This window comes from Streptomyces sp. NPDC002057, from assembly GCF_040296665.1.
Lineage (GTDB): Bacteria > Actinomycetota > Actinomycetes > Streptomycetales > Streptomycetaceae > Streptomyces.
Genome location: NZ_JBEOXR010000052.1, coordinates 18,537 through 37,563 on the forward strand (window position 1 = coordinate 18,537; position 19,027 = coordinate 37,563).

The following is a 19,027-nucleotide window of genomic DNA, read 5'->3' on the forward strand; positions in this document are numbered from 1 at the left end:
TGGTTAAGTACTCACATGAAGACCGAACGCCCCCGCCAGCTGTCCACCGCCGAAGAGCGCCGCGCGACCGTGCTGCGGACCGCCATCGGCGCCTTCGCCGCACGGGGGTACTTCGGTACGACGACGACCGAGGTCGCCAAGGCGGCCGGCATCTCCCAGGCCTACGTCTACCGGCTCTTCCCGAACAAGGAGTCCCTGTTCGTCGCCGTCGTCGAGCACTGCTTCGTGCGGGTGCGGGCCAACCTGGAGCAGGCGGTGGCCGAGGCGCCGGGCGGCTCCCCCGAGGTGGTCCTCGACGCCATGGGGGACTCGTACGCCAAGTTGATCACCGGTGAGGACGGCGACGGTGACCTGATGCTGGTCCAGCTCCAGGCGCAGGCGGCCGCGGCCTCCGAGCCGGCCGTCCGCGAGGCCGTGCGCCAGGGCTACGCCCGCCTCGTGGAGTACGTGCGCGGGGCCTCGGGTGGCAGCGAGCGGCAGGTCCAGGAGTTCTTCGCCCTGGGCATGCTGTGTCATCTGATCGCGTCGACGGGGGCGGACGAGGTGGACGCGCCCTGGAGCCGGACGTTGTCGGCGGGCATCAGGCACTACTGACCCGCGACCGCGCGGGTCCCCGGCGGGGCGTCACTGCCCCGCCCGTTCTTCGGCCGCGAGTGTGAGTGGTTGACCACACAATAAGGAGTGTCGTGCAGAAACACCCTGGAGTCGAAGCCCCCGGCGTCACCGCCCGGCACGTCACGGCCCGCCCCCGGTTCGCCCTCGCGGCCCTGGCCGGGGCGCAGTTCACCGTCATGCTGGCCACCTCGATCGTGAACGTGGCGCTCCCTCGGATCCGGGCCGGAGCGGGCCTCTCGGACAGCGGCACCACGTGGGTGGTCAACGCCTACGGTCTCGCCTTCGGGGCGCTGCTGCTCGCCGGTGGGCGTGCGGCGGACCTCTGGGGCCGCCGCCGGGTGCTGCTCGTCGGCCTGGCGCTCTTCGGGACCGCGTCACTGGCCGCCGGCCTGGCGACCACGTCCGCGACGCTCATCGCCGCCCGTGCCGCGCAGGGCGTCGGAGCGGCCGCCGTCGCACCGGCCGCGCTCGCCCTCCTGACCGAGGTGTTCCCGCCCGGCCCGGGCAGGGGGAGGGCGTTGGCGGTGTGGGGAGGGGTCTCCGGCGCCGGCGCCGCTGCCGGGGTCCTCCTGGGCGGCCTCCTCACCCAGGCGTGGGGCTGGCCGTGGATCTTCCACGCCGTGGCGGCGGGAGCGCTCCTGGCCCTGGTCGCCGCGGCGGTGGTCGTGCCCTGCGCACCCGCCGCGGGCGGCGGACGCTTCGACCTGCCGGGCGCCGCGACCGTGACGCTCGCGCTGACCGCCCTGGTGTGGGGGCTGACCGGCGCCCGCCACTCCGGCTGGACGGACCTCCGGGTGGTGGCGGCCTTCGCCCTGGCAGCCGTACTCCTCACGCTGTTCGTCCTGATCGAGCGACGGCACCCGCATCCGCTGCTGCCCCCGCGTCTGTTCACCGCGGGCGGGGTCCGGGCCGGCAACGTGCTCATGGGGCTGCTGGGCTCCGTATGGATCGCCCTGTTCTTCTTCCTCCCCCTCTACCAACAACAGGTCCTGGGCTCCGGCCCCCTGACGACGGGCCTGGGACAGCTTCCGCTCGCCGGAGCGAACCTGCTCGGCTCGGCGCTGGCGCCGCGCATAGCCCGGCGGTTCGGGCCGACGGCGACCGTGACGGCGGCGCTGCTCACCGAGGCGGGCGGACTGCTGTGGCTCTCGCGGATCAGTGCCGACGGTGGCTACCTCACCGACGTCCTCGGTCCGAGCATCCTGATCGGGCTGGGCCTGGGGATCGCGTTCGTCCAGCTCACCGCCTTGTCCGTCGAAGGAGTCCCGCGGACCGACGCGGGGCTGGCCGGGGGCCTGGTGAACACCACCCGCCAGGTCGGCGGAGCGATCGGCCTCGCCCTCCTGGCGACCCTCGCGGGCTCCGTCACGGCCGGGGCGGAGACCGAGGCTCCGTACCTGGACGCCCTCACCGCCGGCTACCGCACCGCCTTCGGGATCTCGGCCGCGGTCCTGACCGTCGCAGCGGTCCTGGCCCCGGTGCTCTCCGGCCGCGTGGCCGGGCGGGCTGCCGGGCGGGACGCCGCGCGGGTCATGGGGCGGGACGAGGCGACCCGGCCGACCCGGCGCGGCGGCGCGCGGCGGCAGGGCCGCTCACGGCCCACGCGCTGAATCCGGCCGTCACGACAGCTCGTCACCACACCTCATCACCACAGAGCTCGTCGCCACAGCTCCTCACGACGACCCGTCACCGAGAACCGTCACCACCGAGAGAAGGAAGCCCCACCATGCAGACCATCGACATCACCGCCCCCGTCATCGTCCGTCTTTCCACGGCCGTCGACGCTCCGCTGGAGACCGTGTGGCGGCTGCACACCGACATCGACGGATGGGCGGCCTGGAACGCGGACGTCGAGCAGGCCGCCCTCAACGGCCCGCTGGCCCCGGGAGCCTCCTTCACCTGGAGGACCCACGGCCTGGACATCACCTCCACGGTGAGCGAACTCGTCCCCGGCGAGCGGATCGTGTGGGGCGGCCCCGCGGCCGGCATCACCGGCATCCACGTCTGGACCTTCGAGCGGACCGGCGACCGGGTCACCGTCCGCACCGAGGAGTCCTGGAGCGGCGCCCCCGTCGACGCGGCGACCGAGGAACTCGGCCGGGCGCTGCACCAGTCCCTGCGGAGCTGGCTCACCGCCCTGAAGTCCCGGGCGGAGGCCGAGCGGACCGTGTGACGTACCGCCCGTGTGACGCACGGCCGAGGTGACGCACCGAGCCCACCAGCGTCCCGCCCCGCACCCGGACGTCGCCGCCCAGCACACCGCACCCACCGCACCCAGCACACCCAGCACACCGCACCGCACATCGAGAAGTGAGGCTCCCGTCATGACCAGCAAGCCCTTCCTGACCGGCCACTACGAGCCCGCGGTCGACGAGATCACCGCGACCGGACTCACCGTCGAGGGGAACCTGCCGCCGGAGCTCTCGGGCCGGCTCATCCGCAACAGTCACAACCCCAAGCCCGGTGTCACGCCGACCCACTGGTTCAAGGGCAGCGGCATGGTGCACGGCATCCGGCTCAGGGACGGTCGGGCCGAGTGGTACCGCAACCGGTGGGTGCGGACCCCCGCGCTCGAAGGCGCCCCGTACATGACGGAGTCGGGTCCTGATCTCACGGCCAGCACGGCCGGTACGCACGTCATCGAGCACGGCGGACGCCTGCTCGCCCTGTGCGAGGCCAACCTTCCCTTCGAGCTCGGCGCGGACCTGGACACCGTGGGCGCGTACGACTTCGGCGGCAAGCTGCGCGGCGCGATGACCGCGCACCCCAAGACGGATCCGGTCACGGGCGAACTGCACTTCTTCGGCTCCTCGCCCTTCCCGCCCCACCTGGTCCACCACGTCGCCGACGCCAGCGGCGAGATCACGCACTCCGCCGAGATCCCGGGCGCGACGGCGGCCCTCAAGCACGACTTCGCCCTCACCCGGCATCACGTGGTCTTCGTCGAGGGCTCGGTCACCTTCGACCCGGGTGAGCACTCCGGCATCCCCTACGCCTGGAGCGACGCCCAGCCCGCCCGGATCGGCGTCATGCCCAGGGGCGCGGGCGGCGCGAGGCACATCCGCTGGTTCCCGATCGAGCCCGGCAGCATGCTGCACGCGGCCAACGCCTACGAGGACGACCGGGGCCGTATCGTCCTGGAGGGACCCACCGTCGACCGGGAGGGCTTCCAGCTCTCCTGGAACTGGTGGGTCGGCGCCCCCGGGCGGGGGAGTGAGCCCAACACGCTCTCCTCCACGCGCCGTTGGGTGATCGACCTGTCGACCGGCCGGGTCGACGAGCGGATCGTCGACGACCTGGCGGTGGAGTTCCCCACCCTCAACGAGGACTTCCTCGGCGCGGAGCACCGCTACCAGTACGCCGTGTCGTTCCCCGACCGGAACGGCTTCGGCGGCTACGGGATCGTCAAGTACGACCGTACGACGGGAGCCCGCCGTATCCACGAGGTCGGCGACGCCCGGCTCCCGAGCGAGGCGGTGTTCGTCCCGGCGGAGGGCGCCACGCGTGAGGACGACGGCTACCTCCTCACGGTGGTCTCGGACCTGAAACAGGACGCCTCGCGGCTGGTCGTCCTCGACGCCTCGAACCTGGACCGGATCGCGGCGGTCCAGCTGCCCCGCCGCGTCACCGCCGGCATCCACGGCTCGTGGATCCCCGACGAGGCCCTCGGCGGCGACCGCGCCTGACCCGCTCGGCAGGACGCACTCCCGGAGGACGGGCACGAACCGTCCTCCGGGAGTGCGTCGCGTGCGGCGTCATTCCTTCGCGGTCGGCGCCGTACGGGCGAAGTGGCGGGCGGTGGGGACGAGGGCCGCGGCGGCGGGCACCAGGAAGCAGGCGGCGGCGCAGGTGGCGAGCACGGCGGTGACGCCGAAGTGCTCGATGGCGGGGGCGATCAGGGCGAGGCCGACGGGCGCGAGGCCGTACGACACCAGGAAGTCCAGCGAGGAGACCCGGGCCAGCTTGTCCGGGGCGACCTCGCGCTGGGTGGCGGTGAACCAGGGCACGTTGAACAGCTCGATGCCGATCCCGGCGACGGCGTACGCGGCGACCACGACGAACGGGTGCACCGGCAGCATCAGGCTGAGCGGCGCGACTCCGTAGGCGCCGAGCCCGGCGAACGCGGCCCAGCCCTGGGAGCGCGGCCGCAGTCGGGCGATGAGCAGGGCTCCGCCGAGCGCGCCGACGGTGTACGCGGTCATGGCCGCGGCGAGGACCCACTCGGTGCCGTAGCGGTCCCGGCTGATCAGGGGCAGGGCGACGCTGGTGGCGGAGTACCCCAGGGCGATGACGGCGACGAGCGCCCCCAGCCCCGCGAGGAACCAGGGATGGCGCCGGGCCTCGCGTATGCCCTCCAGGAACTCGGCGCGGAACCCCGCACGCGGGGCGGGATCGTCGGCGGTCGCGGTCGCTGCGGCCGTGGAGGTGGTTCCGGTGGCTGTGACGGCTGCGGCGGTGGAGCCCTTGCCCGGGACGAGCGCGGCGACCAGCCACAGCAGCCCGATGCCGAGCAGCAGCGTGGGGACGTCGAGGAAGGCCGCGAGGAGCGCCGTCAGGGCGGGTCCGGCGAGGGTGGAACCGCGTACGGCCATGGTCATGGCGGCGTTGGCCTGCTGACGTCGTTCGGGTGCGACGGTCTCGGCGGTGAGCGCCTGGAAGGCCGGGCGGCAGGCCCCCTGTCCGGCGCCGGCGAGGGCGGCGGCGGCCGTCATGAGCACCAGCGAGCGTCCGAGGCCGGCGGCGAGGAGCGGCGCGGCGGCCGCGGCCGCCAGGGCGGACCAGAGGACGACCGCGCGGCGGGAGTGCCGGTCGGCGAGTACGCCTCCGACGGCGACGGCCGCGAGGAAGCCGACGGTACGGGCGGCGAGGACCAGGCCGAGGCCCGCGGCGCCGAGGTCGCGGTGGAGCACGGCGAGCCCGAGGACGAAGGGCAGGGCCCAGGTCGCGAGACCGGAGGCGGTGGTGCCGGCCCAGAGGCGCAGGAAGGTCGGGTCAGTCAGGACCGAACGCGAGGGCGGGGCGGGGGCTTTGCTCGCGGTCGGCGTGGGTGTGGTGGACACGGTGGGGTCACTCCTCAGAGGTGGGGAGCGGTGCGCGGAACCGCCCCCGGGGTCGTTAATGAAAATGATTGCCATTACAGTACCCTTCGAACGCGGCACTCCTGCCCGGTGCACCACCGCACCCATGCCGCCCTTCCCAGACCGGAGAACCCATGCGCCACCCCGTCCGTCTCGGCATCGCCCTGACCCTCGCCCTCGCCACCGCGGGCTGCTCCGCCACGACCGGCGGAGGTTCCGGCGACACCGGCGGCCCCGCCGCCGGACCGACCGCCGGGTCCGGCGCGGCCAGGACGGTCTCCGTCACCAGCTGCGGCCGCGAGGTCTCCTTCGCCGGGCCGCCCGCCCGGACCGTCGCGCTTGACCAGACGTCGACCGAGACCCTGCTCGAACTCGGGCTCCAGGACCGGATGGCGGGCACGGCCAACCTCAAGACGAAGATCCCCGCGGTGTACGAGGCCGCCTACGCCAAGGTCCCCGTCATCGCCCCGAAGATCGCGACCGGCGAGCAACTCCGCGCTGCCACGCCCGACTTCGTCGTCGCCGGCTCCACCGACCTCTACACCAAGGACCGCGCCGGCACCCGCGAGGAACTCGCCGCCCTCAAGGTCCCCACCTTCGTCAGCGCCGTCGACTGCCCGCAGCAGAACCCGGCCGGCAAGACCCCCTTCGAGCTGCTCTTCTCCGACTACGAGAACCTCGGCAAGCTCTTCGGCGCCGAGAAGAAGGCCGGCGCCCTCGCGGCCGATCAGCGCGCCGCCGTCGCCGAGGCGGGGAAGACCGCCGCCAAGGCCCCCCAGGGAGCGGACCGGCCCACCGTCGTCTACCTGTACTCCGTCTTCAACGGCATGCCGTACGTCGCGGGCGGCACGAGCCTGCCCAGCGAGATGAGCCGGATCATCGGCGCCGAGAACGCCTTCGACGACATCGCGGAGGACTGGCCGGAGGTCTCCTGGGAGGAAGTCGCCAGACGCGATCCGGACTTCATCGTGATCGGTGACCTCTCCGAGCGGGGCAGGCCCGGCGACAGCGCCGCCGAGAAGCGCGCCACGATGACCGGACACCCGGTGATCTCCAAGCTGGCCGCGGTCCGGGACAACAAGATCCTCCAGGTCCCCGGCATCGAACTCGACCCCTCGGTGCGCTCCGTCCACGCCCTCGGGCTGCTCGCCCAGGGCATGAAGGACCTCGGCCATGCCCGCTGACCCGTCGGCGAGCACGGGACCGGCGGACCTGTTGCTGCCGTCGGCGAGGCAACCCGGACGGGAGACGGACTCCACGGGGGCGGTGGGGACTGCCGGGACCGTCGGGTCCAAAGGGCCTGCTGGGCCTGCTGGTTCCGACGGGTCTGCCGGGTCCAACAGGGGTGCTGGGTCGGTGGGGTCCGTCGGATCTGACGGGTCTGCCGGGTCCGTGGAGTCCACCGGGTCCGGTGGGTCCGCTGGGGCCGCCGAGTCGGCCGGGTCCTCCGCGTCCCCCCGTACCGATCCGCCCCCGCGCCTCCTCCTGCTCCTCGCCGCGGTCGCCGCGCTGGTGGGCTCGATCGCGGCAGCCGTACGCGTCGGCACCGCCGACATCGGCTGGACCGATCTCGCCCGCGTCCTCGCCACCCGGATCGGGCTGGACGTGGAACCGCTGCCCCCGCTGCTCGACTCCCTCATCTGGGACCTGCGGCTGCCGCGCGTCCTGATGGCCGCCCTGGTGGGCGCCTCGCTCGCGGTGTGCGGCGCCGTACTCCAGGCGCTCACCCGGAACGCGCTCGCCGACCCCTACCTGCTCGGTGTCTCCTCGGGCGCGTCGACGGGAGCCGTCACCGTCGTCGTCCTCGGGGTCGGCGCGAGCACGCTGGGCGTCACCGGTGGCGCGCTCGCCGGCGCGCTGCTCTCCTTCGCCCTGCTCCTCCTCCTGCTGCGGCGGACCGGACTCGACTCGGTCCGCATCGTCCTCACCGGCGTGGTCGTCGGTCAGCTCCTCGCCGCGCTGACCTCGCTGGTCCTGATGGCCTCGGCCGACGCGGACACCACACGGGCCGTCACCCACTGGTTGCTGGGCTCGATGGCACCGGCCCGCTGGGACACGGTCGTGGTCTCCGCGATCGTCACCCCGCTGGGCCTGGTGCTCGCCTGGCTGTGCTCGAACGCCCTCGACGGCCTCGCGTTCGGCGCGGACACGGCCGCGTCGCTCGGGATCGGCGTACGGCACACCAGGATGCTGCTGCTCGTGGTGACGGCCGCGCTGACCGCGGTCGCGGTGGCCACCGTCGGCGCCATCGGCTTCGTCGGACTGATCGTCCCCCACGGCGTGCGGTTCCTCGTCGGCCCGCTGCACCGGGTGCTGCTGCCGTACACGGCACTCGCGGGCGCGGTGTTCCTGGTGTGGACGGACGCCCTCGCGCGGATCGCCTTCGCCCCCCGCGAGGTTCCCGTCGGTGTGATCACCGCGCTGCTCGGCGTACCGCTGTTCCTGCTCGTCCTGCGCAAGCGGGGTGAACTGTGAGGATCACCGTCGAGAACCTGAGCTGGTCGGTCGCGGGAACACCCGTGGTACGCGAGGTCAGCGCGGCCGTCGCCGCCGGTGAGACCGTCGGACTGCTCGGCCCCAACGGCTCGGGCAAGTCCTCCCTGCTGCGCTGCCTGGCAGGTCTCCGCACCCCCGACGGCGGCACGATCCGCTACGACGGAGAGTCCGTCCAGGAGTGGAGCGCGCGCCGGATCGCCCGTCACGTCGCCTTCGTCGCACAGGACTCGGGCGCGGACAGCGATCTACGGGTCGCCGACGTCGTGGGCCTGGGCCGCACCCCGTTCCGGGACCGCTGGCGCGGAGCGGACGCCCACGACCGGGCTGTCGTCGCCGCGGCCCTGGAGGTCGTCGGGCTCACCGCGCTCGCGGGCCGGTCCTGGAAGGCGCTCTCGGGCGGCGAGCGGCAACGTGCCCACATCGCCCGCGCGCTGGCCCAGCAGCCGTACGCACTGCTCCTCGACGAACCCACCAACCACCTCGACGTCAAACACCAACTGGAGCTGATGGAACTCCTGACCGGGACCGACCGGACCGTCCTGGTCGCCCTGCACGACCTGTCCCTCGCCGCCCGGTACTGCGACCGGCTGCTGCTCCTGCACCACGGCCGCCTGATCGCCTCCGGCCCGCCCGCCGCCGTCCTGACGGCCCAGCGCCTCGCCGAGGTTTTCGAAGTCGACGCCGAACTCACCACCGACGCCCTCGGACACCCCACCGTGACCTACCGCGGGCCGGTCGGCACCCGACTCCGGACCGCCCGGTGAAACGAATCCCCTCCCCGATGACAAGGAATCACATGTCCCAGCCCACGCCTCTGCACACGACGCCGACCGCCGCGCCGACCGCCGCGCCGACCGCTGCGCCGGTCGCTGCACCTCGCTCCGGCGCCCCGTCCGTGGTCGACGCCTCCGCCGTCTCCGTCGACCGGCTCATCGCCGACGTCCTGTCCGGCGGCCACGGTCCGCTCCCCTCCGAGCTCGTCGCGACGAGCGTGTTCTGGATCCACCACGGCACCCGGCTGGCCGGCGGTGACACCACCTACCTCAACCAGTACGTCCTGGTCCGCCTCGGCGGCACCTTCGGCGGCTGCGCCTTCGAGGCCGGCGAGATCACCCCGGAGATCTGTCGCGACTCCTCGGGCGCGCCGCTCGACGTCCTGCTGCGCGACGCCCCGCGCCCGCTGCGGATCGCCGCCCTCGACGCCTACCTCTCCCACACCCGCCCGCACCGGGTGGCAGCCGAAGAGGGCGATGCCGAGCCCGTCACCCTCCCCGCCGGTGTCCCCGAGGTACGGGCGAAGGCCCGGGACGCCGCCATCGCGGGCCTGCTCGACATCGAGGAAGGCACGAAGGTCGGCCTCATCGGTGTGGTGAACCCCCTGGTGGCGGCGATCCGCGAGCGCGGCGGCGTACCCCTGCCCTGCGACTTCAACCTCAGGGCCACCCAGTGGGGCGACCCCGTCACGGACGACATGCACGAGGTCCTCGACCGGGCCGAGGCCGTCGTCGCCACCGGGATGACGCTGAGCAACGGCTCGTTCGACACGATCCTGGAGCGCTGCCATTCCCGGGGCATCCCGCTGATCGTCTACGCGCAGACCGGCAGCGCCGTCGCCCGTGCCTTCCTCGGCGCGGGAGTGACCGCGCTGTCGGCGGAGCCCTTCCCGTTCTCCCAGTTCAGCGCGGAGGAGACGGTCCTCTACCGGTACCGGACGGGCGGCGGCGCATGATCCCCGCCCCTCACCTGGCCACCGTCGCCATCCGTCACGGCACGGAGAGCGGCGCCCGCCCCAGCCGCACCAGGGGCACCGAAAACGTCACCCTCCCCACCGAAAACGTCACCCCCTCCACCGAAACCGGCTCCTCGCCCGTCGGTACCGCACACGCCCCCTGCCACCACGGCGAACTCCTCCAGGGAGTCTTCCTCGACGCCGACGGACGCCGCTGCGCGGGTCTGGTGACCCTCCCCATGGCGGGCCCCGGCAGCCGCGCCGACTTCGTCCGCCGTCCCGGAACGCCGCCCCACGCACTCACCGTCGTCCCCGCCGACCGCACGAAGGCCGCGCGGGCCGCGGTCCTCACGATCGAGGAGTGCGCCCGGCGCACCGGACTGCCGGCCGGCGGCGGGGAGCTGCGGCTCACCGGGGACGTGCCGGTGGGGCTGGGCATGGGCAGCTCCAGCAGCGACGTCATCGCGACCGTCGGGGCCGTCGCCGACGCGTACGGACTCCGCCTGGCCCCCGCGACGGTCGCCCGCCTGGCCGTCCGGGCGGAGCTGGCGAGCGATCCGCTGATGCTCGACGGCCCACCGGTCCTCTTCGCCCAGCGACAGGGCCGGGTCATCGAGGTCCTCGGCGCCGCCCTGCCGCCCCTGGTCGTCGTGGGCTGCGCCCTGGGCGGGGGCGCACCCGTCGACACCCTCGCCCTGCCCGTACGGGAGGCCTCCGACGCCGACGTCGAGGAGTTCGAGCGGCTGCGCGCGCTGCTGCGCCGGGCCATGACCACCGGCGATGTCGCGCTCCTGGGCGAGGTCGCCACCGCCAGCGCCCGGCGCGGCCAACAGGTGCTCGGACACCCGGAGTTCGACGCGCTGACGGCCGTCGCCCGGCGGGCCGGGGCGGCGGGAGTCCAGATCGCGCACAGCGGCACCGTGGCGGGAGTCCTGTTCGACCCGGCCACGCCGGACCTGCGGCACCGCGTACGCGGCTGCCGGCACGCCCTGAACGCCCACGGCATCCCCACCACCCGCACCTTCACGACCACGCCCACCACCCAGGGAGATCCCGAATGGACCAGCACATCGCCGAGGCGATCGGCCGGCCGGACCTGATACGCCTGGACGACCGGCTCGTCTGTCTGCGCTTCGAGACGATGAAGGTGGTCTCCGCCCTCGCCGCGGTCCGCCACCTCCTCGACACCGGAGTCGTACGGCGCGGTGACACCCTCCTCGACAGCTCCAGCGGCATCTACGCGTACGCCCTCGCCCTGGCCTGCCACCGGCACGGCATGCGCTGCCACATCATCGGCTCCACGACGGTCGACCACACCCTGCGCACCCAACTCGCCGTCCTCGGCGCCACGCTGGAACGGATGGAGCCCTGCGACGACCTCAAGCTCGACCAGAAACGACGCGTCGCGAGGGTCCACGAGATCCTCGCCGACCACCCCGAGTACCACTGGATGCGGCAGTACCACGACGACATCCACTACCTCGGCTACCGCGCGATCGCCGACCGCGTCCGCGAGGAGACCGGCACGGACCCGCTCACCGTCGTCGGCGGAGTCGGCTCCGGCGCCTCGACCGGAGCCCTCACCCGCTACCTCCGCACGCCGGACGACGGCCCCGCCGACGTCGAACTCGTCGGCGTGCAGCCCTACGGAAGCCTCACCTTCGGTGCCCAGCACACCTCCGACCCCGACATCATCATCGCCGGCATCGGCAGCTCCATCCCCTTCGGAAACGTCTCCCACGCGCTGTACGACACCCTGCACTGGATCTCCTTCGACAGCGCCCTCTCCGGCGCCGTCGACCTCCTGCGCCGCCACGCCGTCTTCGCGGGGCTGTCGACCGGCGCCGCCTACCTCGCCGCCCGCCACGAACGCGAGCGCACCCCCGGACGAACCGTCCTGTTCATCGCCCCCGACACCGGCCACCGCTACGTCGACACCGTCTACGCCCGCCACCACGAGGCCGCGCCCCTCAACCACCTCACCCCCCAGGAGGTCTCCGACCCCACCGAGCTGACCCTGCCCTGGTCCCGCATGCCCTGGAACCGCAGGCCGGCCCCGGCCCCGTGACACACCGAGCCCCCGTGACGATCCCGCAAAGGCGTGTCGTTCGCGTCAGGACCAGGAGGCCGCCACCAACGACCGCTCCGCAGCGGCCAGATGGACCGCCGAGGCCAGCCACGCCCGGGCGTATCCGTCGGCCGTGGCGTCGGTGAGGCGGCCGAAGGCGTCGCGGGGGCGCCGGTCCGCCTCCGCCGTCAGCGCGGCCGCCAGCTGCGCGGCGCCGCCGAACCCCGCCCGGCACAGCGGCGCGACGACGGCGGCCGTGTCCGAGCCGCGCCCGGCCTCGGCCACGGCACGCCGCCCGCCCGCGACCCCCGTCTCCAGGAGCCGCCGCACCCGCCACAGGGGCGCGTCCGCCAGCGGATCCGGTCCGGCGGCCACCGGACCGGTCGGTTCGGGGTGCGTCGCCCCGGTCGGGAAGTGGCTGCCCTGGAGACGGTCGTACCCCAGGTCGGCCCGGCCCAGCCACTCCTCCGGCAGCCGCAGCGTGTGCGAGGCCCCCGGCACCGGCCCGACCGCGAGCGGCCGGAGCGTCGCGGCCCGCTCCAGGTCCGGCCGGCCGAGAACCCGCAGCGCGAGGCCCGGATGCCGCGCGATCCCGCGCAGGTTGGCGGCGTGCGGCAGTTCGGGATGGGGGTGCGCGGCGCGCAGCCGTACCAGTGGCCCGTCGTCGGCGACGCGGGCCACGAGGTACTCGCCGACCGCGCCGACCACCACCACGTCACAGCCCAGGAGCGACGCCTCGGTCCCGTCGGTCCCGCCCGCCCCGTGCGAGCCGCCGTCGAGCGCGGCGGCCATCGCCTCGTGGACCGGTCGCGCGAACAGTGTGGCCGCCGGCTCCTCGGACCAGTCCACACCGCGCAGCGGGGTCGCGTTCACGCCCCGGCCCGCCCCGAGCCGCCCGTCCGCCGATACGGTCGCGCCGACGATCCGCAGCCCCCCGCGCGCGAGCCCCGCGTGGTCGAGGACCGCCCCGCCGAGCGCCACGGACGCGGACCCCGCCCCGCGCGCGCGGGCCAGACCCCCGGGACGTACGTCGGACACCGTGTATCCGGAGCCGTCAGGACCCAGCAGGTGTGTGGTCACACCGCCGTACCCGGTGGCGGACAGCACGGGTTCCCGGGACAGGCCGTACACCCGCAGGCTGCCGCCCGCCTCGTAGGCACGGCGCGAAGTGCCGGTCGCGCCGGATCCGGCGGTTCCGGAGACGAGCAGGGCGGCGCCGGCCAGCAGCTCGCGGAAGCCGCTCGTGAGGTCGCCGAGCCGCTGGCCCTGACCGCGCTCCCGCGCGGCCCGCAGCCCCCGCACGACACGTAGCGCGGCCGCCTCCGCGCGGGGCAGCCCGGCCAGCCGGGCGGAGTGCGCGGCGCGCAGCAACTCGGCCTGGACCACCGCCCCACCGGCCATGACACCTGCGGACAGCGCCTCGGCGGCCGCCTCCCAGAGCGCGGTCGCCGCCCGGACCTGGGCGGCGGTGAGCGCGGGCGCCGGACTCTCCGTACCCTCGGCGCGCGCGGCCGGTGAATCGGCGACGGCCGCGGCGACGGGCTCCGGACCGCCGCCCGGAGCCCCGGCGATCCCGGGCGGCATCCCCGCGTCCGGAACCGTCTGGTGTCCGGGATCCGAAGCCGGGTCCGCGATCGGCGCCGCGCCGAGCACCGCCGCCCGGTGCAGGCAGCGCGGGGCCAGCAGACACGTACAGACCGCATGTCCGGCGGCGGCGACCACCCCCGAAGGACCGGGGCGGAGGGTGACCACCGCGTCCTCGCCGAAGCGCACGTCGACGGAGCCGTCGGCGCCGGGTACGGCCGACGCGGCACACCCCGCGATCGCGGCGTCGAGCTTCTTGCGCAGCCGTGCGCTGAGCTGCTCCACGGCCTCGGCGAGGACCTCGGGGGCGACGGGAGGCAGGACTTCGGTGCTCAACGGGGTTCTCCACGGAGGCGGTCGCCCACCCAGCGGGCGAGAGCGAGGGGACTGAGGGCGGCCACCGGCATTCCGGCGGCGACGAGTTGGCGCGCCACCGGCACCGAGTAGCGAGGCGAGCCGGCGTCGTCGAGGGCCGCGCAGCCCAGCAGGTGCGCGCCGGACGATGCCAGCGCACGCACCTCGCCGAGCAGCCCGGCGAGCGGTGCGCCCTCCTCGAAGTCGCTGACCACCACGACGAGGGTGCGGCTCGGCACGGTGATCAGCGAACGGGCGTGGGCCAGCCCCGCCGCGATGTGCGTACCCCCGCCGACGCGGACCTCGAGCAGCAGGGACAGGGGGTCCTCGACCCGGTCGGTCAGGTCCACCACCTGGGTGGAGAACGCCAGGAAGTGCGTGGACAGGGTCGGTACGCCGCCGAGCACCGCGGCGGTCAGCGCCGACCAGATGACCGAGGCCTCCATCGATCCGGAGACGTCGACCACCAGGATCAGCCGCCAGTCCGCCTCCTTGCTCGCCCGCGTGCTGAACACCGGCCGCTCCGGTACGACCACGACCCGGCCGTCCTCCGTGCGGCGTGTGTGGGCGAGATTGGCGCGCAGGGTACGGGCGAGGTCGAGGCGACCGCCCGGCCGGCGGGTGGGGCGAGGCGTGGCCAGGCCGGAGAGCGCCGGGCGCAGGCGGGTGGCCAGCTCGCGCGCGAGCTCGTCGACGAGCCGCTTCACCAGGGGCCGGAGCCGGGCGAGTTGCGCCTCGGGCATGCCTCCGGCCAGGGACAGCACCGAACTCAGCAGCTCGACCGACGGGCGCACGGCCGCCGGATCCAGCTGGGTGAGCACGTCGGACCGCCCGGCGTCCGCCGCTTCGGCCAGGACCTCTTCGCGTACGTCGGCCCCGAAGAGGGCCTCCAACTCCTGGGACCACTCCCGGGCGGTGGGGAACGAGGGGTCCTGTCCGCCCCGACCGGAACCGCCGTCGAGGTCCTCGGCTCCCTCGCCGCGCCCGCCGCCGTACAGCTCGTCCAGGGCGAGCGCGTAGCGACGTGCGTCGGCGGGCAGCCGGTCCTTGTGCCGACCGAGGAGGAGCCGCCAGCGGTCGGCGTGCCCGAGCCGCCGGTCCGGCGAACCGGCGGTGAGCGCCCCCGAGGGCTCGGTGCCGCCCGGCGCGGCCTCGACCTGCTTGGTGTCGGCCCGGCTCGCGGCTGCCTCGCTCACGGCTTCCGCGGCCGTTCCGGCGTCGGCCGCAGCTGTCTCGGGTGTGGCCGCGCCGGGTGGGGGAGGGGACCCCACGGACGCGTCCGGACCGGACAGGGCCACCGACTTCAGCGCCGCAAGGCCTGCCGCGTCGGCCGCCGTCCAGAGGGCGAGCAGCTCGGGCGGCACGTCGAGGGAGAGGTCGATCCGGTCACCGAGCCGCTCGGTCACCGTGCTGAGCAGCCGGTCCCGGTCGGCCGGGGCCAGTACGTCGAATCCGCCCCGCAGCGCCGGGAGCCGGTCGAGGAAGTCCTGGTCGCCCAGGGCCTCGACCCGGTCGAGCAACGGGGTGAGCGCCTCCGGGGACGCCTGGAGCAGCGGTCCGGCGGCCGTGAGCAGCCCGGCGAGACGCTTCGTCAGGGCCCGTCGGGCAGGGGGAGCGGTGGCTCCCTCGATCCAGTCGGCCGCCCGCTCTCCCAGCCCGACGGCCGGATCGAGGTCCAGCATCACCCGTACGGCGAGGGCGGCGCCCTGCATCAACGGCGAGGCCTCGGCGGCGAGGTCGGCGAGCGCCCGGTCGAGGCGGAGGCCCAGGTGCCGGGCGGCGGTCCGGTCCGCGAGCGCCACCAGCGCCCGCGCGTCCGGGGCACTGTCACTCCCGGCCAGTCCCGGCAGCGACCGCACGGCGGCCTCCAGGAGCTCACCCGTGAGAGCCCCGGCCATGGCGCGGGCGTCCGAGGTGGTGCCGGGGTGGTGGCCACGCCGGATCCCCTCCAGGAGGTCCAGCGCCGCGAGCAGTTCGGACAGCTCGGCCGTGTCGGGCAGCACGGCGGCGGCCTCCCGCAGCCGCGCGTCGACCAGCTCGGGAAGGTCGCAGCGTACGGCGGCCGACAAGCCCGCCAGGATCTGGGCCGGGGTGGGGCCACCCTCGGCGGCCTCGCGTCGCGCGGTCTCACCCAGGGTTCCGGCGGCGGCCTGGGCCGAGGTGACCCCGCGGACTCCGGCGAGGTCGAGCCGCGCGGACACCGACGGCGTCCACCGCAGGCGCCACTTGGTACCGAGCGCGGTGCCGTCGCCGGTGGCGGCGACCGAGACGGGCTCGCCGTAGGACGCGCCGATGGTCAGCAGACGGTGCAGCAGCACCTCACGGCGACCGTCGAGGGGGGAGCGCAGCGGGTCGAGGCGTACCTCGCGGGAGTCGGAGTCTCCCGCGCCGGGCAGCCGCAGCCGCGCGAGTTCCTCCTCCACGGAGGGGCCGAGACCGGAGCGGGGCGCGTGCGGGCTGATCCTGCCGCGCGCGGTGCCGACGAACACCGCCTCCAGGGCGCGCGCCAGCGCGCGGCCACGGCCGAGGGGCTCGCCCTGTCCGAGGACGGTGGTGACCGCCTCCAGGAGTTCGCCGCGCCCGGGCGCCGGCAGTCCGCGCAAGGCGGCCAGGTCACAGGCGAGGCGCAGGGTCTCGGCGGCCTCGCCGGTACCTGCGGTGTGGCCCGCGCGCCGCAGCTCCCGGCACACCCCCGTCACCGCGGTGGCGGCCGCCCCACGGATCCGGTCCGGGTCGCCGGCCGCGGTGAGCACGGCCTGCTGCCAGAGCGGGTCGCGTATTCCGGCGGGGTAGCCGGAGCGGGAGTCGAGCAGGTCGAAGGAGTAGGGGACGAAAGAGGTCACCGGTGCGTCCGCGACGGCCGACGCCGGGCCGGGCCCGCCCCCGGGGGGCACGGGCCCGGACGTGGCGACCGGAACCGGACCGGTCCCGCTCCCGGAGGGAACCGGCGCGGCCGCCCGCGCTCCAGCGGGCCCGACCCCGGTGAAGGGGTCCGGGGCCGTGCCCGCGTCCGTCGCGGTGTCCACGAGCAGGGCGGGCGCGTGGAAGGCGCCGATCACGGCGGCGACCCGGCGGCCTCCCGCCGAGGCGGCGGCGACCACCTGCCGCATCCGTGCCTCGCGGGCCAGATCCGTCGCGGGCACCGAGCCGTCGGCGCGCAGCGCCCAGCCCACGCCCAGAGCCGCGCGCCGCACCGCTTCGGGAGAGCACCCGGGCGCCAGCACCTCCACGGCGCGGTCCCACATGTCCTCACCGTTGCGTCCGGTACCGGCGGCGGCGAGCGCCCCGGCGTAGGAGCGCGCCTCCTCGTCCTCCCCGGCGCGCGGACCGGCCAGGCGGGTGCCCATGTCCGTCGTTCCGGCGCCGTCTTCCCCACCGTCATGGTCGGCCGGACCGTCGCGGTCCTCCGCCCCGGCGGGGTGCTCCGAGCCCTCGCCCCGGCCCCCGGCCGTGCCGGGGAGCGACCAGCCGGGGTCGGACAGCGGCAGGTCGCAGCACACGACCTCCACCCCGTGGGTCCGCGCCCACCGCACCGCCGCGAGCTCCGGCGAGAAGTCCGCGAAGGGGTAGAACGACAGCCGCCCGCCCTCGCCGGCCCCGGCCAGCGCGACCGGGGCGACCGTCTCCGGGTCCGCCAGATGCTCCAGCCAGGGCTGGAAGTCCGCGGGGAGTTCCACGCAGACCACCTCAGCCCCCGCCTCCTCCAGGAGGGCGGGCACCACGGCGGCCAGGGCCGGGCTGTGGTGGCGTACGCCCAGCAGGTACGGTTCGCGCGACGCGGCCAGCGTCTCCACGGCCGCCCTGGGGTCGCTCGGCTCGACGGTCGTCACCGCAGGCTCCCGCGCAGGTCCCAGAGCCGACGCCACATCGCCGAGCCGCTCTCGGCCCGGCGGCGGACCGGGCCGTCCCAGTAGCCCAGCAGCCGGGCGTGGTCGGCCGGATCGTCCTTGCGCACGACGCCGAGGAGATGGCCCGGCAACAGGTCCAGGACGTCCCCGCCCGGCAGGTAGGCGGCGGCGACGCCGAGCGACGCCGCCACCTGCACGGCCTCGGCCGTCGACATCACCGTGCCCGGCCGTTCCACGTCCCAGCCCTCGGTCGAGCGCCCGGAGCGCAGGTCCCGGAAGACCGTGACGAGGGCGTCGAGGACGGCGTCGTCGACCCCGAAGGCCGCGCCCGCCCGCTGCACCGCCGCGACGGCCTGACGGCGAATCAGGACGGCCTCGGCGTCGGCGTCCGCGATGGGACCCACCGTCTCGAAGTTGAACCGCCGCTTCAGCGCGGCCGACATCTCGGAGACTCCCCGGTCGCGCAGGTTCGCGGTGGCGATCACGGTGAAGCCGGGCGCCGCGCCGACCACCGCGTCCTCGGTCGCGGTCAGCTCGGGCACGGTGACGCGCCGGTCGGACAGGATGGACACCAGGGCGTCCTGCACCTCGGGCAGACAGCGGGTGATCTCCTCCACCCGCACCACCCGACCGGTGCGCATGGCGGAGAGGACGGGGGAGTCGACCAGGGCCTGCGGGGTCGGGCCCTGCGCGAGCAGCAGGGCGTAGTTCCAGCCGTAACGGAACGCGTCCTCCGTGGTACCGGCCGTGCCCTGCACGGTCAGTGCGCTGGTCCCGCTGACGGCGGCCGCGAGCAGCTCCGACAGCATCGACTTGGCGGTACCGGGCTCCCCGGTGAGCAGCAGTCCGCGCTCTCCGGCGAGGGTGACCACGCACCGTTCCACCAGAGCGCGCTCACCGACGAACTTCGGGGCGATCTCCAGCTTCGACGGCAGCCCGGCGCGGCGCTTGGGCAGGGCGAGCTCCACGCCGTCGCTGCCGCAGACGAAGGTGACGACCGCGCGCGGCGTCAGGGCCCAGCCGGGCGGGCGCGGGCCGGGGTCCTGGGCGGCGAGGAAGGCGAGTTCGGCGGCGTGGCGCTCCTCGGCCGGCTGGACCTGCCGGGCGGGTGCGGCCTGTTCGGTGACGGTCATGCGGGGGATTCCTCCGGGCGGTGCAGGTACGGACTTCGACGTACGGGACGGGCGGATGTGCGGGTGTAAGGAGGTGCGGGCGTGGGGCCCGGCGCGGCGCGCCCACGGCGGAGCGCGCCGCG

The 19,027-nt window shown here is 74.9% G+C and carries 14 protein-coding genes; 10 read left to right on the top strand and 4 right to left on the bottom strand.

Annotated features, from left to right (window positions below):
- Positions 1 to 15: 15 nt before the first annotated feature.
- The 4 genes from ABT129_RS30375 to ABT129_RS30390 all read left to right on the top strand — a co-directional run bounded on the left by ABT129_RS30375 (position 16) and on the right by ABT129_RS30390 (position 4,301).
- The gene (locus ABT129_RS30375; RefSeq protein WP_351907991.1) at positions 16 to 594 is read left to right on the top strand and encodes a TetR/AcrR family transcriptional regulator; all 579 of its coding nucleotides are present in this window, start codon (positions 16 to 18) and stop codon (positions 592 to 594) included.
- A gap of 92 nt (positions 595 to 686) precedes the next feature.
- Positions 687 to 2,225, top strand: a complete 1,539-nt coding sequence (locus ABT129_RS30380; protein ID WP_351907993.1) for an MFS transporter — start codon at positions 687 to 689, stop codon at positions 2,223 to 2,225.
- A 116-nt stretch (positions 2,226 to 2,341) separates the two neighbouring features.
- Entirely contained in the window at positions 2,342 to 2,788 is a 447-nt protein-coding gene (locus ABT129_RS30385) for an SRPBCC family protein (protein ID WP_351907995.1), read from the top strand.
- A 151-nt stretch (positions 2,789 to 2,939) separates the two neighbouring features.
- Entirely contained in the window at positions 2,940 to 4,301 is a 1,362-nt protein-coding gene (locus ABT129_RS30390; protein ID WP_351907997.1) for a carotenoid oxygenase family protein, read from the top strand.
- 69 nt (positions 4,302 to 4,370) lie between these two features.
- Here ABT129_RS30390 and ABT129_RS30395 read toward each other — a convergent pair whose 3' ends face one another.
- Positions 4,371 to 5,675 carry an MFS transporter gene (locus tag ABT129_RS30395; protein WP_351907999.1) on the bottom strand — a complete coding sequence of 435 codons (1,305 nt, stop codon included), beginning with the start codon at positions 5,673 to 5,675 and terminating at the stop codon, positions 4,371 to 4,373.
- Between the two features lie 152 nt (positions 5,676 to 5,827).
- Between ABT129_RS30395 and ABT129_RS30400 the strand changes: the two genes are divergently transcribed.
- From ABT129_RS30400 to ABT129_RS30425, 6 genes are all read left to right on the top strand, one after another.
- Positions 5,828 to 6,877, top strand: coding sequence for an ABC transporter substrate-binding protein (locus ABT129_RS30400; protein WP_351908001.1), 1,050 nt, complete (start codon positions 5,828 to 5,830; stop codon positions 6,875 to 6,877).
- A gap of 208 nt (positions 6,878 to 7,085) precedes the next feature.
- Positions 7,086 to 8,168, top strand: coding sequence for a FecCD family ABC transporter permease (locus tag ABT129_RS30405; protein ID WP_351908003.1), 1,083 nt, complete (start codon positions 7,086 to 7,088; stop codon positions 8,166 to 8,168).
- On the top strand, positions 8,165 to 8,953 hold the full coding sequence (locus tag ABT129_RS30410; RefSeq protein WP_351908005.1) for an ABC transporter ATP-binding protein: 789 nt from the start codon (positions 8,165 to 8,167) through the stop codon (positions 8,951 to 8,953). The genes ABT129_RS30405 and ABT129_RS30410 overlap by 4 nt, the downstream gene beginning before the upstream one ends.
- Before the next feature lie 32 nt (positions 8,954 to 8,985).
- Positions 8,986 to 9,918, top strand: a complete 933-nt coding sequence (locus ABT129_RS30415) for a Rossmann-like domain-containing protein (RefSeq protein ID WP_351908007.1) — start codon at positions 8,986 to 8,988, stop codon at positions 9,916 to 9,918.
- Positions 9,915 to 11,018, top strand: a complete 1,104-nt coding sequence (locus ABT129_RS30420; RefSeq protein ID WP_351908009.1) for a GHMP family kinase ATP-binding protein — start codon at positions 9,915 to 9,917, stop codon at positions 11,016 to 11,018. Before ABT129_RS30415 ends, ABT129_RS30420 begins: the two co-directional genes overlap by 4 nt.
- Positions 10,976 to 11,986, top strand: coding sequence for a pyridoxal-phosphate dependent enzyme (locus tag ABT129_RS30425; RefSeq protein WP_351908011.1), 1,011 nt, complete (start codon positions 10,976 to 10,978; stop codon positions 11,984 to 11,986). Before ABT129_RS30420 ends, ABT129_RS30425 begins: the two co-directional genes overlap by 43 nt.
- A gap of 45 nt (positions 11,987 to 12,031) precedes the next feature.
- Here the strand turns inward: ABT129_RS30425 and ABT129_RS30430 are convergent, their stop codons facing one another.
- From ABT129_RS30430 to ABT129_RS30440, 3 genes are read right to left on the bottom strand one after another with little or no spacing between them, the layout of a single operon-like run.
- Positions 12,032 to 13,906, bottom strand: coding sequence for a hypothetical protein (locus tag ABT129_RS30430; protein ID WP_351908013.1), 1,875 nt, complete (start codon positions 13,904 to 13,906; stop codon positions 12,032 to 12,034).
- Positions 13,903 to 17,754 carry a vWA domain-containing protein gene (locus tag ABT129_RS30435; RefSeq protein WP_351908015.1) on the bottom strand — a complete coding sequence of 1,284 codons (3,852 nt, stop codon included), beginning with the start codon at positions 17,752 to 17,754 and terminating at the stop codon, positions 13,903 to 13,905. The genes ABT129_RS30430 and ABT129_RS30435 overlap by 4 nt, the downstream gene beginning before the upstream one ends.
- Positions 17,751 to 18,905 (bottom strand): ATP-binding protein, encoded by a 1,155-nt coding sequence (locus tag ABT129_RS30440; RefSeq protein WP_351908017.1) that lies wholly within the window; start codon positions 18,903 to 18,905, stop codon positions 17,751 to 17,753. Before ABT129_RS30440 ends, ABT129_RS30435 begins: the two co-directional genes overlap by 4 nt.
- Between the last annotated feature and the right edge of the window lie 122 nt (positions 18,906 to 19,027).

Bases quoted from the DNA above. Each gene is read 5' to 3' on its own strand.
- ABT129_RS30375 (WP_351907991.1), top strand. From the start codon at position 16: ATGAAGACCGAACGCCCCCGCCAGCTGTCCACCGCCGAAGAGCGCCGC.
- ABT129_RS30385 (WP_351907995.1), top strand. From the start codon at position 2,342: ATGCAGACCATCGACATCACCGCCCCCGTCATCGTCCGTCTTTCCACG.
- ABT129_RS30390 (WP_351907997.1), top strand. From the start codon at position 2,940: ATGACCAGCAAGCCCTTCCTGACCGGCCACTACGAGCCCGCGGTCGAC.
- ABT129_RS30400 (WP_351908001.1), top strand. From the start codon at position 5,828: ATGCGCCACCCCGTCCGTCTCGGCATCGCCCTGACCCTCGCCCTCGCC.
- ABT129_RS30415 (WP_351908007.1), top strand. From the start codon at position 8,986: ATGTCCCAGCCCACGCCTCTGCACACGACGCCGACCGCCGCGCCGACC.
- ABT129_RS30420 (WP_351908009.1), top strand. From the start codon at position 9,915: ATGATCCCCGCCCCTCACCTGGCCACCGTCGCCATCCGTCACGGCACG.
- ABT129_RS30425 (WP_351908011.1), top strand. From the start codon at position 10,976: ATGGACCAGCACATCGCCGAGGCGATCGGCCGGCCGGACCTGATACGC.
- ABT129_RS30440 (WP_351908017.1), bottom strand. From the start codon at position 18,905: ATGACCGTCACCGAACAGGCCGCACCCGCCCGGCAGGTCCAGCCGGCC.